This is a genomic window from Photobacterium nomapromontoriensis, assembly GCF_050336815.1.
GTDB lineage: Bacteria > Pseudomonadota > Gammaproteobacteria > Enterobacterales > Vibrionaceae > Photobacterium > Photobacterium nomapromontoriensis.
The window spans coordinates 95,137-111,103 of the sequence record NZ_JAKJSL010000027.1; the positions used below are offsets into that span (position 1 = coordinate 95,137).

Below are 15,967 nucleotides of genomic sequence, written 5' to 3' on the forward strand. Positions count from 1 at the left end.
TTATGCAACACTCTGGACTTCAATGACTGTCTTTTCATTGCGGAAATCGAAAATTTCACGACGGCGGTCTTTACCATCAATCACAGATTGCGCAGCCATCATGCCCATTTCCATTGCAGTATCGGTGAAAATATAACGGAAAGTGCCCTGACGACCGGTCATGATTAAATTGCTATATTGCGAAAGATGAGTGATCGCTTTTTCGCGTTTCGCTTGATATGTCATATCCATCAATGGATAGGCATGTTCGGTGTACGAGGTAAAGTACTCACCGGTTGCAAGCTGCGGCTCAATCCCTAACGAAGCCAAATCAGCCAAGACGCGTTGTTGCAGACGAGCGCCATCCATATTCCAAACATCATCATTTTTATTACATGGTATTTCAATCATCACTGATGAACGCCCTTTGGGTGCCATAAATGAAGATCGGCGCTTAGGCTCTTGCAGCCGTGTACCAAGCAGCTCAGGATCAGATAAGTATTGCCAAGTATTATCTGAAATATCTTGGGTTTCCATTGGCATATTCATAAAGCGCAATGAACGAAACTCCAGGCCACTCTCGAATCCTGTTAGCTTACACATCAGCGGTAGCGGTAAGGTTGAAATGACGTGTTCACATTCAAGTGTTTTCGTTTCACCTTGATACTGGTATTTCACTTGCTCGATCTGCTGATGTGTATTGACTGTCAAACCACATACATCACTATTTAAAACAATCGTGACACCTTTCTTTTCCAGCTCTTCCGCAAGCCGAGTATACAGCTGACCAAAACCCCATTTCGGATAACGATATTGGCGAGCGTAAGTACGAACTGATGATCGACGCCCCGGTAATAAGCGGCGAGCAACATCTTTCAAATCCATTAAGCTAATGCGCTGCGACGCCCAATCACCAGATAAAAATGCCGGATCGATACCCCATAATTTCCCGGTATAACCTTCAAAGAAATGTTTATACAAGGTGGTGCCAAAGCGGCTTTCAATCCACTCAGCAAAACTTACCGATGATTGATCTTGAGGCTTGGATTTAAACATTTGCTTAACCAAATCGACCGCTCCACCCACTAATAATGGTAATGGTGCATTCTTGATTAAATCCACCAGCGCCAATGGATATTGGTAAATACGACCACGATAACGAATGACGCTTTTACGTTGGGCAAATAACAGCTCTTCGCCCATAAGTGAATCAACAAAAGCCAATAACTTTGGGTTTTTGGTAATAAAACGGTGACCACCAAAGTCAAATCGATACTCACCATGTTGGCCCGTGAATGTCTGGGTTGCACACATTCCACCGACATGATCATCACGATCGAGAATCGTCACTTGGTAACCGGCTTCTACCAGCTCCCATGCGGCCATCAAACCAGCAGGCCCTGCGCCCAATACTGCCACGTGCTTATTTTTAGCGACTGTCGTCATGCTTGCTTATAACCTCGATTCCAGAAAAAGATAAATGTCACCATGTAGCCACCCCAAACTACTAACTGCAGTAAACCCGGTGAAGAGTTATAACCAAACAAGGCACGTAAAAAAGTCCCGAAGACGCCACGATCATCAAGAACATTGGATACATCAAAAAGCTGAGCATGAATGATGGGGAGTATGTGTGCCGCTTGCAGCATATTCACCGCCGACGATAATAATCCTGCGGCAATGACAATAATAAGAAGGCTGGTCCAACGGAAAAAAGAACGTAGTGGCACGTTACGGGTCGTTCGCAACATCAACCAAACAATCGCCAACGAAAGAAGTAACCCCGCCACCGCACCAATCAGAGCATCTTGCGTGCTAAATTCACCAAAATTGGAATACATCAAGGCAGAGAAAAATAAAATCGTCTCAAATCCCTCCCGTAATACCGCCAACAGTGACAAGAAGACTAAGCCAAATAAGTTACCTGAACTGACCATATCAGAGACATCTTGCTGCATTTGTGCAACTTGATTTTTGGCTTGCTTCTGCATCCAGATCGCCATATATGTCAACACCACAGTAGCGAAGGTGAGGATCCCTGCCATCAAATAGTGACGGTATAGCTCGTTGCTAAACTGATCGACGACAACTTGAAAAACAACCGCGACCAACATTGAAAGCAAAAGACCGACAAAAACCCCTAAGTAGATATATTTGTTATATTGACGCGCATTTAGTTTAGCAAGGTAGGATAAGGCAATCCCTACAAGCAAAAAGGCTTCTAGCCCTTCGCGCAACGTAATTAAAAAACTGGCTAACATGCTTTCCCCACAGGATTTTTATTTTTCATCGTTTGAGCAATTTCGATAGGTTTAACACGCTCCAACGCATTGCATGGCGAAACACCAATGGAGCCAATAACCAAGATGAATAGAAATGGATATTTTGAATTACAACACCAAGAGTGTTGCCTGGGTTTCCATAAAAAAACAGGTAGAAACCACTAAGGCTGCACGCAATCAATAGCCACTCAATCACGGTGCCTGTTTGTCGAAGAAAAGGCTTGTTGCTGTTAACAATCAGACGACGGTGTGCTCCCCAAAATGCCCCGACAATGAGAGAAAATAACGTTGCCCCAGCAAGCATATGCGCTAGCAGTAACCAGCGTTCAATGTGCCATACAATACCCACCTGCTCCCAGAGCAATACCCCACTAACAAACATGATATACAGTAAAAATTCAGCCCACTTATGGTGATAAGCTAACCTTAACCACCATTGATTAAACCATCCGGACTTCGAAAGCTGTTCCGACACGCTTTGTGCTGCCATAACAATTCTTACTCACTACCGTTATTACTTATCGACAAAAGAACAATAAACAATCAAAACAATTAAATGGCACAGGCAGCGAAAGAAATCACTGCCTGAACCGTAGTAAATTATGATGACTGATTATTTAACACTGGCTTTATTGGCCATTGTCATTGCAGTACCAAACTTGCCACCCGCAGCGATAATTTGATGCACGCCGTCTTCATCGGTATCCGTTGAATGACTGCCTTTAATTTGATTTTCACCGGAGTCGCCCATCCACTCAGATAACTGCATTCCACCGTTAATTACTGTGCGGAACCAACTTACATAACGGTTTGTCAGTGTTGTCAGCTCGAGTGCTGGTTCATTTTCACCTTCTTCATTTTTGAGGTGAAGAATGGCTTCACGCAGACCACCAGAGATGGCAGCTTCTGTGTATGGTGTATGAATAGTGGCTTTACCCGGTACTGCCGCCCATGTGTTGATATTTTTATCAAACATGTTCTTCTCAACAGCAAGGTAGATAGAACGAGCAGCTTGCTTATACTTCACATCATCCGTTGCCAAATAAGCCGCGACTAAACCACGAATAGCTGCAAATTGTGCATCCAGTGATTTATCTTTATTTAGAGTGAGTTTTTTGTTGATCGTTAAGCCATCGAAGACTAAACCATTGCTACTAACTAGATGGTTAATTATAAAATCAGCTTGCCCTTCGATCATCGCTAACGCATCTTTGCCTGCAGTGGTTTTTAAATCCACGTCACCCGATTCCGCAGAGGCATAACCGACAGGTAAGGCATCTTTTGCTCGTTGGTAAATTGATAACGCAACAATCGCGTATGCTGCATCATAAGTGTCAACTTTATTGCCCTGCTTACCGTTTTTGTATTCCGTTACAAACGTGCCATACGCTTTGTTGTAATGAAGTGCAGCAATATTTTTAAACAGTAAGTTAGAAATATTATTGGCTAGCGAGAATGCATCATCGGAGACCACATCATTGTTGTCGTTTGCATCGGTGTTAACAGCTGGTGCAGCTGCAAATGGAGCACCATCGAATACCGCTAAGAATGCAGCATTTTGTCCGCTGTTTGCTTCACGCTGATCACTAAATGCAAAGAACTCAGCAACCGGCCACAATGTTGACCAGGTATCACGCAGCGTTGATGAACCATCTGTTACCTTCAGCTTAGCAATGGACTTAACACCATTTTGCTCACCCTCCGTCACCGCGACATTATGAGCAAACCAGATTGGCTTTTTCGCCGGATCATAGTCAGGACCAAACGCTACACCCAGTTTTTTACCATCAAAACCCAATTGCTGTTGCATGATAAGTAGCTTATCAATCGACATTTCTGTCAGCATCATGCCGTTAAAGCCATCAGCGGCTGACACGCCTAAGCTATGCTTACCGTCTTGATCCATAGTCGCAGATTGCGCTTCAACTTCCTCGTCCGTGGTAGTAACGTGCATGCCACCTAAGAAATCTTGTGACCACATCACTTCTTTTAGCAAAATACCGCCAGTCGCCGCTGGATTAAAAGACTTATCAAAACTTGTTTCATCCCAGGCCAATGTTTTGTAGTCACGGAAATAAGCGGGCACCACTGTTTGAACGGTTTTGCTGTTACCCCTAGCAGTGGTAATTTCTACTTCGTCGCCGTTAACCGTTGTTGTGTCAGGTTGTTGTACAAATTCAGGATTACCCGATACGTACGGAATCGAAATTGGGTACATATTTTGTGGGATTTCACTTGCAGGAAACCCTACTGCAGCTGCCATTTCAATAACACGCTGACCTAAATCGACAAGTTTACCGCCACGCGCTTGGTTAACCGGACCATTGACAAGGTGCGGCCCCATCTGTGATTGATAGTTCAACGCGTACATCGCTTCTTCTGAGTATTCGTAACTTTCAATACCCGCGGCAAAATCAAATGGAGTTGGATCATTCGCAATATTTGGGTCTAACACATCAAGATCTAAACCTAGCGATTCCGCCAAAGGCTCCCCTGACAGTTCAAACTCAGTATATGCTAAAAAATTTCCTGCCGGTTGGTGGGTTTTATCCAGAACTTTAACTTGAGCTGCGGCACTCGCAGCTGAGGCAAAAACGGCTGCAGTAATGGCAAGCGTTAACGTTGACTTCTTCACGGCTTTTCCTTCTTCTTATCCATATCAAATGCAACAAGGTTGCGTCCACAACATTCACGAGAATGAGAACTTGTTACATTTTGACACACTTACGAAGCAACGAAAAGAAAGTGATAACCATTTTCATTCTCATTGATTAAATTTAAATCAAGATTATTTTGCACCTTTAAGATAAGTAACTGAATTATAAGTAATAATATAAGATAGCTAAAGAAAAGAAAAAAGATGAAATACGTAACACCTTGGTATGATAAATATACAGATATTCATAATATTCATTGTCATAGCAGACACTGAATGATTTTTGCTGGTATTTCTTAGCACTTGCGTTATACAAAATATGGTTTTTCAACATAAAAAAAGCGCCCAAAGGGCGCTTTTTTAAGCTAAGTAGCTAAATAACGTACTCAGTATTTATTTGTTTAGATCAAAACGGTCTGCGTTCATGACTTTAACCCAAGCATTCACAAAATCGTTGATAAACTTCTCTTCAGCGTCTGCACAGGCATAAACTTCTACAAGCGCACGTAGCTGTGAGTTAGAACCAAACACTAAGTCAACGCGAGTGGCTGTCCACTTCTCTTCACCCGTTTTACGGTCTGTACCGATGTAAATATCTTCATCAACAGACGTTGCTTTCCATACCGTCGCCATATCAAGTAGGTTGACGAAGAAGTCATTTGTTAATACTTCTTTACGGTGAGTAAGCACCCCATAATGAGTATGAGCATGGTTAGTATCTAAAACACGCATACCACCAAGTAGAACTGTCATCTCAGGGGCTGTCAGCTTTAGTAACTGCGCACGATCAAGCAGCAACTCTTCAGCCGTTACTGAGAATTTCTTCTTCTCAAAATTACGGAAGCCATCAGCAATGGGTTCAAGGACAGAGAATGCATGAACATCCGTCTGCTCTTGAGATGCATCCATACGACCAGGTGCAAATGGAACTGTTATTTCATGGCCTGCATTCTTCGCCGCCATTTCGATACCCACACCACCGGCAAGCACGATAAGGTCAGCAAGAGAGACAACTTTCTCGCAACGAGCCTGAATACCTTCTAATTCATTAATCACTTTGTCAAGCTGCGCGGGCTCATTCGCTTCCCAATCTTTCTGTGGTGACAAGCGAATACGAGCACCGTTAGCACCACCGCGCATATCTGATCCACGGAAAGTAGACGCTGACGCCCATGCAGTAGATACAAGCTCACGTACAGAGAGACCTGAAGTCGCTATATCTCGTTTCAGCTTTGCAATATCGGCTTCTTTAATTAGCTCGTGATTAACGGCTGGGATGGGATCTTGCCAGATAAACTCTTGAGCAGGTACTTCTGGGCCAAGGTAACGAGCACGAGGGCCCATATCACGGTGAGTCAGCTTGAACCATGCACGAGCGAATGCATCAGCAAATTCTTGTGGTTTTTCAAAGAAACGACGGGAGATCTTTTCATACACAGGATCAACGCGCAGAGAAATGTCGGTTGTTAGCATGGTCGCTTTGTGTTTTTTCTCTGGATCGAATGCATCAGGATGTACTTCACCGCCCTTAGCAACCCACTGATAAGCTCCTGCTGGGCTCTTTTCCAGTTCCCATTCGTTATAGAATAGGCTGCTAAAGAAGCCATTACTCCACTCTGTTGGGGTTGTTGTCCAGGTAACTTCTAAACCACTAGAAATCGTATCACCGGCTTTGCCACTTTCGTAACTAGATATCCAACCCAGGCCTTGTTCTGCGATATCAGCCGCTTCTGGCTCGGGACCTACGTGAGCAGCATCACCTGCACCGTGGGTCTTACCAAATGTATGGCCACCAGCAATAAGCGCAACGGTTTCTTCGTCATCCATTGCCATACGTGCAAATGTTTCACGAATATCATGCGCCGCAAGTAAAGGATCCGGATTACCATCTGGACCTTCTGGGTTTACATAAATAAGTCCCATTTGTACTGCGGCGAGTGGGTTTTCAAGATCCCGCTGCTCATCGTCTTTTTCGTAACGTGTATCGTCTGCCAGCCACGTTGTTTCTTTGCCCCAATAAACATCTAGCTCTGGTTCCCAGATATCTTCACGGCCACCCGCAAAGCCCAGGGTTTTGAATCCCATGGATTCAAGTGCGACATTACCAGTTAGAATAATAAGATCTGCCCAGGAAATTTTCTTTCCGTATTTTTGTTTAATCGGCCAGATTAGACGACGTGCTTTATCTAGATTGACGTTATCAGGCCAGCTGTTAATTGGCGCAAAACGTTGATTACCTGTACCCGCTCCACCGCGGCCATCACCGGTGCGGTAGGTACCTGCACTGTGCCAGGCCATACGAATTAAGAACGGACCGTAATGACCAAAGTCTGCTGGCCACCACTCCTGTGAATCTGTCATGAGATCACGAAGATCTTGTTTTACCGCTTCAAGATCGAGTTGTTTAAACTCTGCAGCGTAGTTAAAATCATCACCCATAGGATTAGATTTGCGATCATGTTGATGTAGAAGCTCTAGTTTTAGCTGATTTGGCCACCAATCACGTGGGGATGTACCGTTACCCGGATTTACCGTAGGGTTCACAACTGTCGTGTTGTTGAAGGGACATTTTGACATTACTGTTCTCCTGATTTTCTAATATACATCCAATTGCAATGGATATTTTATTCTTTTAGAGCTCACACAGTGTCATCAATTATCCCTCATATGCATACAGTTATATTTGAAATGTAATAGTGAGTATTTGATACATAAGTGGCTGATTAATCCCACATAACACAATAATAACGTCAATACATTATTGATAATCTAACCGACTACAAAGCAGAGCATACCCAGATAGTAGTCACTGATAAAGCTGCGCTAACCAACCCTACCTCATCGTCGACAGTCAGTTGCTCACCGTGCCACCAGAGTATAGCGCCTCTGTTTTGTCATGCTCGATAATAAGGGAGTATAGGTAAAGTCGATTTAGATGGCATATTATAAAACGCACACAGGAAGAAATGTAATTATCATAATAATTAAATCAAAAAAACACTTATCCAAAAAAAACGCTTTCCTTAAACATAAGGAAAGCGCTTTATTAAGTTAATAATTTTTAGGATATATTAAATGGTGAATTTATTCGTCATTCCCTGAAGATTATTAACTAATGCTGTTAGATCTTGGCTTGCAACTTCACCTTGCTGTGCATCTTCGGCCAAATCATCAGAGACATTTTTAATATTGAGAATATTACGGTTCAGTTCTTCAGCAACAGATGACTGTTCTTCAGTGGCACTTGCAATTTGCGTATTACGATCAGCAATAGTTTCAATAGCAAGCGCAATCTCTGAAATATGATTCTCAGCCATTCGAGCCCCATCAACACAAGTGGTCATACGTTCACAGCTGTGAATCATAGCACTACCCGCATGTTTTGAACGGGCTTGTAGCTGCGAGATAATCTCATTAATTTCAACGGTTGAGTTTTGAGTACGTTGAGCAAGTGTTCTAACTTCATCAGCAACAACAGCAAAACCTCGACCATTTTCACCAGCACGTGCAGCCTCAATGGCCGCATTAAGTGCAAGTAGGTTTGTTTGATCCGCAATACCTCGAATAACATCGAGTACTAAGGTAACACCCACACAATCTTGTTCTAATTTTTGAATTAATGCTTCGGTTTGTTCAAGTTCAGTAGAAACTTGTTCAATATTGCCTAGGGTCTCAACAACAATGTGTTTACCAGAATTAGAGAGTTCTGTTGCCTGAATAGTATCTTCTGAAGTATTCGCTGTATTAGCCGCTACGTCTTGAAGAGTACACTGCATTTCATTCATTGCTGTGGCTAGCTGGGCTAACTCACGCTTTTGAATGTCCATGCCAGCAGCAGACTTATCAGAGATCTCTGTCATTACATTTGATGAACTCACAAGCTGTTCAGTTGCAGAGGTAATATCTGAGACCATACGGTGTAAATTCGCTTTCATTTGGCGAATGGCATCAGCAACTTTGCCTAGTTCATCATTAGCAAATTCATTGTTATCTAATGATTCACAAAGGTTATCACGTAATAAGTTACCATTAAGAATGTTGGTTGCACTGTTAGTAATAATTGAAAGCTTGTAGCGGATATCTCTTAAGAAACTTACCCCGATAATGATTGAAATAACAATCGAAATTAGCACTGAGATACTAATAATTACGATTGCAATATCAAGACTTTTCTGAGAAGAAGCAACACCATCTTTTGCCCATTGATTGTTAATATCAGCAAGTTGATCTAAATGATGTTGGATTTGTTTATATTCACTATGGGTCTCTTCCAAAACAGTCAAAGCTTGTTTTTCTTGGTTATTTTCTAATAACTGGAGAACCTGTTGGTTGCCTTTTTTATAGTCTTCCCATATCGATTCTAATTTTCTGAAAATAATTCGCTCATCATCTTCTAGCAAGAATGTTTTATATTTCTCTAAGCCAGCATCAACTAAAGAGGCCCGAGCGACCGCTTCCTCAATATTAGCTCGATATTCATTTGTTCCATGAGAGGTTAAAATAACATATTGATATCGACGATAATCCGCAAAATCAGTAGTAATAGAGCTTAAAATGGAGAAACATGGAACAACTGACTCTGAGAAGAATTTGGTATTATTATTTAATTTGAGCATTTGGTTATAACTAAATAGCCCAACAGCAGCGAGTAGAATACACAGTGTTAGATAACTGTATGCTACTTTAAGTGACAATGTTAGCTTTTTCATTGATTAATAACTTACTGATATATCGACATAAGATCACCAAAGAATACCATACACGCACTTACATGCCATATAGGAATATTTCCTAGTTTTTATTCGGAGTGTGATGTAGCTGCTCTATATTATCAGCAATGTTGGTCAGGCGGCATAGGATAAAAGACATCAATTCCCAACACCTATTTTTTACCATAATAAGCAACGCCCCATTCAACACGGGGCGTTTAAATTACTATGCCGTAAATCAAGCAGACCTAATTAAGCCTTTGATTATAAGCATGTAATTATCTGATGACTTACCTCTCAAAGTAAGTATCAAAACTAAATCAACTGCTTGAGTTTATGCTCTACGAGTGGATCGTCAGGCACCAGCTGCTGGGCCATTTCTAACAGTTGAATAGCATCCTGCGGATACTCTTCCTGATGCTTTAGAGCAATATCGATCAGAGGCTGCACATCAATTTGGGCTTGGTGCTCTTGTACATGAGCCTCTTTCTCATCAATAACGATATTATGGGCCTTACTCAACAACCCTAAACGATGCGCAGAACTGGCATTGGCTTTATTAAGCCGTTGATAATAGTCTTCTTTAAATCGCAGCGTTTTAGTTTGCTGACGAAACTGGGCAATATCAATTTTCTGGTGACGAATAAAGTCCACCGCCACCTGTTTATAGAAACCAAACTTGTTCAGATAAGTCGCATGAGTGCCATGTCCCATACCGAACACCCGCAGATGGGTTAGCTCTGGATAGCGTTTGGCGTGCAAGCGATCAATGTTATTGGTGGGATCGTAAATGATGTACCCCTTGGCTTTGCCCAAGTTCAGATCGTGATAATCCCCTTCCCAATCAAACTGCTGTGCTATCTCTGTACTGGTTCTATCATCCCAGTGTGCAATCTGCTTATTTTTGGTGCTGACTGGGTGGAAAAACAATACCTGATCAAGCTGTAGCAAATTTGCAAAGGCTCCAACAGCAAACCCACCACGACTCAATCCATAACCTAGCCGATAAGTGAAAGGGTCCAGCAAAGTTGATAGTTGTTCAAGAAAGAAGATCAAATTACGGTTGCGAAACCAATTACTTTTACCTAAGTGCTGAAAAGCAATAATATTCACTTGCTGCTTTTGCGCCAGACGGAAACCCCAAGGGGCAAAGTCCTCATGAAGATCTTGTTCCTGTATATTGGTACCAGCAGGAGAAAACATGAATAGTAAGGGTTTATTCACATCAACAAACTCATATTTTACAAACACATCACCAACTAGATCTCCCCCAGACATTGGCAATTGCGCTTGTTGCTGTGAACGTGAGTGAGTTAACCACTCATCTAACCAATACAGTAATTTCATTTAACCTCCTTTAAAAGCAAGCGCGAGATTGTAGCAAAGATGACAGGGTGACAAAACAGTCAAACCATTAACAAACAATCAACCTTAGATAAACATTCAACCATTTCCATAAATTCTCGGTATATACCCCCTTTAAGCGATTACCCAAATGTGAATCTTATATATCTCTCGCAAACCATAATGATCTGCTTTACAGTCAAGTTAATACTTCTCTGCCATCATCTGAGGCCCTCATGCTAAGCCAACGTCCTATCAAGCAAGCTAAATCCATTGATAATGTGTATGGCAGTGCTTTCTATCATCTGGAAGCCAAAGACAGAACTATTGATGAACTTCGAAAGAAACTCGTCGCAAAAACAGACAACCAAGAGTGGATAGAAACAGTACTCAATGATTTGATTGAGCGTGGTTATTTAAAATCAGACAAAAACTTTGCTATCAACTTTGCGGAGATGGCGTTCAGCGCGGAGAAAGGCAGCCAATTCATCCTGTCTAGATTGAAAGACAAGGGCATTAACGAATCAGTAATTAATGACGCGATTTGGTATGTGATTCATCGCGATAACATTTGTGAGCTTACCCTGCTCAATAATCGATTAGCAAACATGCGGTTATACTCATTATCGAGTGATAAATTGCATGCAACATTAACTAAGTATGGCTTTAAGTCATCAGATGTTCGTGAAGCAATTCAGTCTCACCCAGTCGCTTCTACACTACCATCAAAAATGCAAATCAAAGCAGATAAGACCGATATTGTAAAAGAGATTGAGCGCCTCGCGCGTAAGCTAAAAGGCAAGTCTGTGATTCGACGAGAACTACAGCAAAAACTGATTGATATTTCACAGTTTGATGAACAAATAGATAAACTAGAGCGTGATGGCACTATCGATTTTTATGAAAACTGCCAGTTACGCTTAGCGAAAAAACGCTTTGATTTAGCCAATTCAAAAGATAAGAGTAAAGCTTATGCTTACCTCTACTCGCATGGCTTCAGTTCTGATGAAATCAAGGAAACATTAGAGAGCTAAATAGCGATCAACTATATATATCGTTAAGTAAGCACGCAAAATCACTGTATGATATTGCGACAGAGTGGAGGCATCTCCACCAATATTTACCTGACATAATATACCGCCCCATGCCATCCTGACTCTAGCGCCGGTGAAAATCCCTGGTGCTTTTCGTTCAATAAATAAGCGCATGGTGGATTTTATTCAAAATAAGGCGATTACATTAAATAATATTCAGTTGAACATCGATTGTTTTATTATAACCCACTTTTTGTTTGCATTTATTTGGTGAACGTCTAGTTTGTCAAACCCTGAATCGGCCAATGAAGGGTGAGAAGCAAAGCTAGAATCTTTTGATCTAAGCAACTCATCTCTCGTTTATGCCATCATGTTGTAAATAAAATTAAGTAATTGGCGTCGATAATACGTGTTTATTTTCCACTGTTATGACCCAACACAAATTAATTTTGACAATTCTTGAATCTAAAACTGTCAATTATTACTGGCACTTATTGATGTTTCATCATCAGATTCTAAATAACAAACTGGAGGTTAATATATGAACTTAATTATTAAGTTACTATCTGGAATAATAATAGGCATACTAATGGGTATGTTCGCTCCAGATATGATTATTAGAGTGATGATTACGGCTAAATTTTTAGTCAGTGAATTAATTAAATTTACCATCCCTTTATTGATCTTATTCTACGTCACCAGTGGCATTGCAAACTTGCCTAGAAATTCTGGAAAATTACTGGGAAAAACGGTCGGGCTATCTTATTTATCGACTTTAGGTGCAGGTATTTTTGCATATACAGTTGCAGAGAGCCTATTCCCCGCATTGCTGAGTGGTGCCGGAAAACTACCTGAAGCGAAAACAGTCCTAACACCATTTCTAGAGCTAAAAATTCCGCCAATAATGAGTATTATGACGGCATTAGCGATTGCCTTTATTTTTGGACTGGGGATCTCAAGTACCCACTCGGATCACCTAAAAAAAACAAGTGACCAAGGGTGCAGCATCATTGAACTCTTGCTGAATAAGGTCATCATTCCAGCACTGCCGTTTTATATTGCAGGTGTATTTGCAGATATGACAGTAAAAGGCACCGTCTTTGCGACTTTGCACACCTTCAGTTTTGTATTGCTTGCCGTCATTGTTATGCATTGGTTTTGGCTTTCTTTCCAATTTATTACGGCGGGTATTATTCAACAGCAATCTCCAGTTAAACTCCTGCGTACTATGATGCCAGCCTACTTAACTGCTATTGGTACCATGTCCTCAGCTGCAACCATCCCAGTAACGTTACAACAAACGAAACGTAATGGCGTATCAAAGACCATTGCCAATTTCGTTGTGCCGCTGTGCGCTAACATTCACATGTCTGGTTCAGTGATCAGCATCGCCAGTGTGGCTGTCGCCGTCATCATCATGACGGGTGCAGGATCAGTACCTAGTTTGCTCGAAGCTTTACCATTTATCGCTATGCTTGGCATTACGATGGTAGCGGCTCCTGGTGCCCCAGGCGGTGCGGTGATGGCTTCTGTTGGCTTGCTAGGTTCTATGCTTGGGTTTACCGAAGAAATGATTGCCTTGCAAATTGTACTCCACTTAGCTCAGGACAGTTTCGGTACCGCTTGTAATGTGACAGGCGATGGCGTAATAGCGATAATGATTGATAAGCTTTCCTGTTCCCAAGAAGACAAGCAAGAAGATCTGCTACCTATAGAAGAGGCCATTTAACGCGTTATTACGTTAATGGTGAAGGCAAGGAAGCCTTCAATTCAACAAGCTCAGGCACTACCAATATTTCATGCATTTAAAAAAATATACCCAAGCCACCTCAAGATTCAAGATTCAAGATTCAAGATTCAGAGTGAGCCTGAGTATAATCAGACGCAATGTTATTTATAGTAGTTAAATAAATGACGTTTATATTTAAACAATTTCATGCCTTATCATAACTAGGCTAAAATTAAACAAGAATCACAATAAAGTATAAGATTTGATATATTGTTAATGTATTTCAAGATGACCGTTTAATTATTTTTTATGACTCATATTTTCATAGATACTATCACCAACAATAGGAGGAGATTTAATAAAAACAGCTTTCCAGTCTACGCAACCTCTATTGATAACAAAATGCGAATCATTTGGCTCGCAACATAATACATCCCCTTCTTTTAGAACGTGTATTTGATCATTAACATGCATGTGAACCTCACCTGCTATAGTCAAAAAACTTTCTGTTGCGATAGCATGGTAATGTTTATCAAACTCTTGGCCGGGCTTTAATACAACCACACCCATATCATAGTTTTTATCTTTTACTAAATATTTCGGTCCGTGATCGACACAGCGATACTCATGGTCATTTTCACTAGTTCTGATCATAATTTTATCCTTATAAATCAGGCGATTTCCAAAGAGAGGCCGTTAAATTTTCATCCACCAACTTTAATTGTTCTTTATATATTTTAATCCAGGACTCTTTAATGCTCTGATAACATTCATAATTATCCATGTCTGGAAAATACGTATGTTCCCATTGTACAAGATTTTCTCCCGTTGAAGCCAAATCAGCGTAAATACCGGCACCGACACCAGCAGAGATTGCACAGCCTAAAGCCGTCGCTTCTTTTACAACCGGAACACGTACTTCCATACCCGTAACATCAGATAATATTTGACTCCACAGTTTTCCTTTCGAACCACCAGCCGCAAATACAATATAGTCAGGCTTTGCTCCTGAAAACTCAAATACTTGCTTCAAATTACAAGCTGATACAATGGCGGCATTTTCTTCCAATGATCGAAACATTGCTGCTTTATTACAACGCTCAGGATCAATTGAAAGATTTACAAACGACGGAGCAGCGTGATACCACTTTTTATAATGCATGGCATCTGAAAATATAGGCATGATGCCATATGAACCAACGGGGATGGTTCGCGCCATTTCTTCTAGAATCTCATAAGCATCTCTCCCCTGTTGTAATGCCGCCGTTTTTTCTTCATTACAGAGAGAATCACGAAACCAGCGCATAACCAACCCGGTAAAGAAACTAATTGATTCAGCCTGTACTAGAGTAGGAATAACATGCGGATTAACGCGAACATTCATCGCAGGATCAGTCATGGGATCTGGTAAATTAACCACTTGCTGCCAAAATGTACCGCCAAGTACCGCCGTTTGATGCGGGCGAACAACACCTAATCCAAGACAACCTAATTGTACATCCCCGCCCCCCATCGCAAATGGTGTGTCTATACAAAGACCAGTTTCCCTTGCCGCCTGTTCTGTTACGCCACCAAGCATGGTTCCTGTTTCAAGTACTTCAGGAAGCATCTCTGTTTTCAATCCGGCACAAGTCAAAATTTCCGAATTCCAAGTCCGAGACTTAAGGCTTAAGATCCCTGTCGTTCCCGCATTAGATGGGTCAACAGCAATCTTGTTACAGAGCTTGTAACCAATCCAATCACTGATCATTGAAATGTAAGCAACACGATCATACAAATCGGGGCGATTTTGCTTCAACCATAACAGCCGAGGAACAGCGCCTAACGCAAAAGTTTGTCCCGTTTCATGATAAACATGCTCTTCAAACTGTTCATCTTGCAAGAATTTAAGCGATATCGCTTGTTCACCTGCGCGTGAATCAACATTGGCGCATGCCCAAATCGGTTGTTTATCTCTATCATAAACAACTATCCCTTCACGCATTGAACAGCTTGATACACCTTTAATCTGCGTTGCATCAAGGTTGGAAGTTGCAATAGCTTCACGAATACAGTCACATGTTAAGAGCCAATTACGAACCAAATCAAAATCCATCGAGCCTTTAACACCAGCCACTGCATTGTGTATCCATTCCCGCTGACCTACCGCAATTTGCTGCCCTTGCGTATCGAAAATCACAGCACGGACTGAGCCGGTTCCTGCATCGATCGCCAGTAGATATTCATCATCCATA

The 15,967-nt window shown here is 41.6% G+C and carries 11 protein-coding genes; 2 read left to right on the forward strand and 9 right to left on the reverse strand.

What is annotated here, in order from left to right; translation table 11 throughout:
* From L4D12_RS11555 to L4D12_RS11585, 7 genes are all read right to left on the reverse strand, one after another.
* Complete coding sequence (locus tag L4D12_RS11555) at window positions 1-1,425, reverse strand: FAD-dependent oxidoreductase (RefSeq protein ID WP_428447990.1); 1,425 nt, start codon at window positions 1,423-1,425, stop codon at window positions 1-3.
* Window positions 1,422-2,240: an FTR1 family iron permease gene (locus L4D12_RS11560; protein ID WP_428447991.1), complete on the reverse strand. Its 819-nt coding sequence runs from the start codon at window positions 2,238-2,240 to the stop codon at window positions 1,422-1,424. Before L4D12_RS11560 ends, L4D12_RS11555 begins: the two co-directional genes overlap by 4 nt.
* Window positions 2,241-2,265: 25 nt before the next feature.
* Window positions 2,266-2,751: a hypothetical protein gene (locus tag L4D12_RS11565; protein ID WP_428447992.1), complete on the reverse strand. Its 486-nt coding sequence runs from the start codon at window positions 2,749-2,751 to the stop codon at window positions 2,266-2,268.
* A 123-nt stretch (window positions 2,752-2,874) separates the two neighbouring features.
* Window positions 2,875-4,896, reverse strand: a complete 2,022-nt coding sequence (locus L4D12_RS11570; protein WP_428447993.1) for a hypothetical protein — start codon at window positions 4,894-4,896, stop codon at window positions 2,875-2,877.
* Between the two features lie 414 nt (window positions 4,897-5,310).
* Complete coding sequence (katG, locus tag L4D12_RS11575; RefSeq protein WP_428447994.1) at window positions 5,311-7,494, reverse strand: catalase/peroxidase HPI; 2,184 nt, start codon at window positions 7,492-7,494, stop codon at window positions 5,311-5,313.
* Between the two features lie 494 nt (window positions 7,495-7,988).
* On the reverse strand, window positions 7,989-9,626 hold the full coding sequence (locus L4D12_RS11580; RefSeq protein ID WP_428447995.1) for a HAMP domain-containing methyl-accepting chemotaxis protein: 1,638 nt from the start codon (window positions 9,624-9,626) through the stop codon (window positions 7,989-7,991).
* Between the two features lie 315 nt (window positions 9,627-9,941).
* Window positions 9,942-10,973, reverse strand: a complete 1,032-nt coding sequence (locus L4D12_RS11585; protein ID WP_428447996.1) for a cytosolic protein — start codon at window positions 10,971-10,973, stop codon at window positions 9,942-9,944.
* Window positions 10,974-11,206: 233 nt separating this feature from the next.
* Between L4D12_RS11585 and L4D12_RS11590 the strand changes: the two genes are divergently transcribed.
* Complete coding sequence (locus tag L4D12_RS11590; RefSeq protein ID WP_428447997.1) at window positions 11,207-12,004, forward strand: RecX family transcriptional regulator; 798 nt, start codon at window positions 11,207-11,209, stop codon at window positions 12,002-12,004.
* A 541-nt stretch (window positions 12,005-12,545) separates the two neighbouring features.
* Window positions 12,546-13,733 (forward strand): dicarboxylate/amino acid:cation symporter, encoded by a 1,188-nt coding sequence (locus L4D12_RS11595; RefSeq protein ID WP_428447998.1) that lies wholly within the window; start codon window positions 12,546-12,548, stop codon window positions 13,731-13,733.
* Between the two features lie 300 nt (window positions 13,734-14,033).
* Here L4D12_RS11595 and L4D12_RS11600 read toward each other — a convergent pair whose 3' ends face one another.
* Both L4D12_RS11600 and lsrK read right to left on the reverse strand, forming a co-directional pair.
* Window positions 14,034-14,387: a cupin domain-containing protein gene (locus L4D12_RS11600; protein ID WP_428447999.1), complete on the reverse strand. Its 354-nt coding sequence runs from the start codon at window positions 14,385-14,387 to the stop codon at window positions 14,034-14,036.
* Between the two features lie 10 nt (window positions 14,388-14,397).
* Complete coding sequence (gene lsrK, locus L4D12_RS11605; protein ID WP_428448000.1) at window positions 14,398-15,966, reverse strand: autoinducer-2 kinase; 1,569 nt, start codon at window positions 15,964-15,966, stop codon at window positions 14,398-14,400.
* Between the last annotated feature and the right edge of the window lies 1 nt (window position 15,967).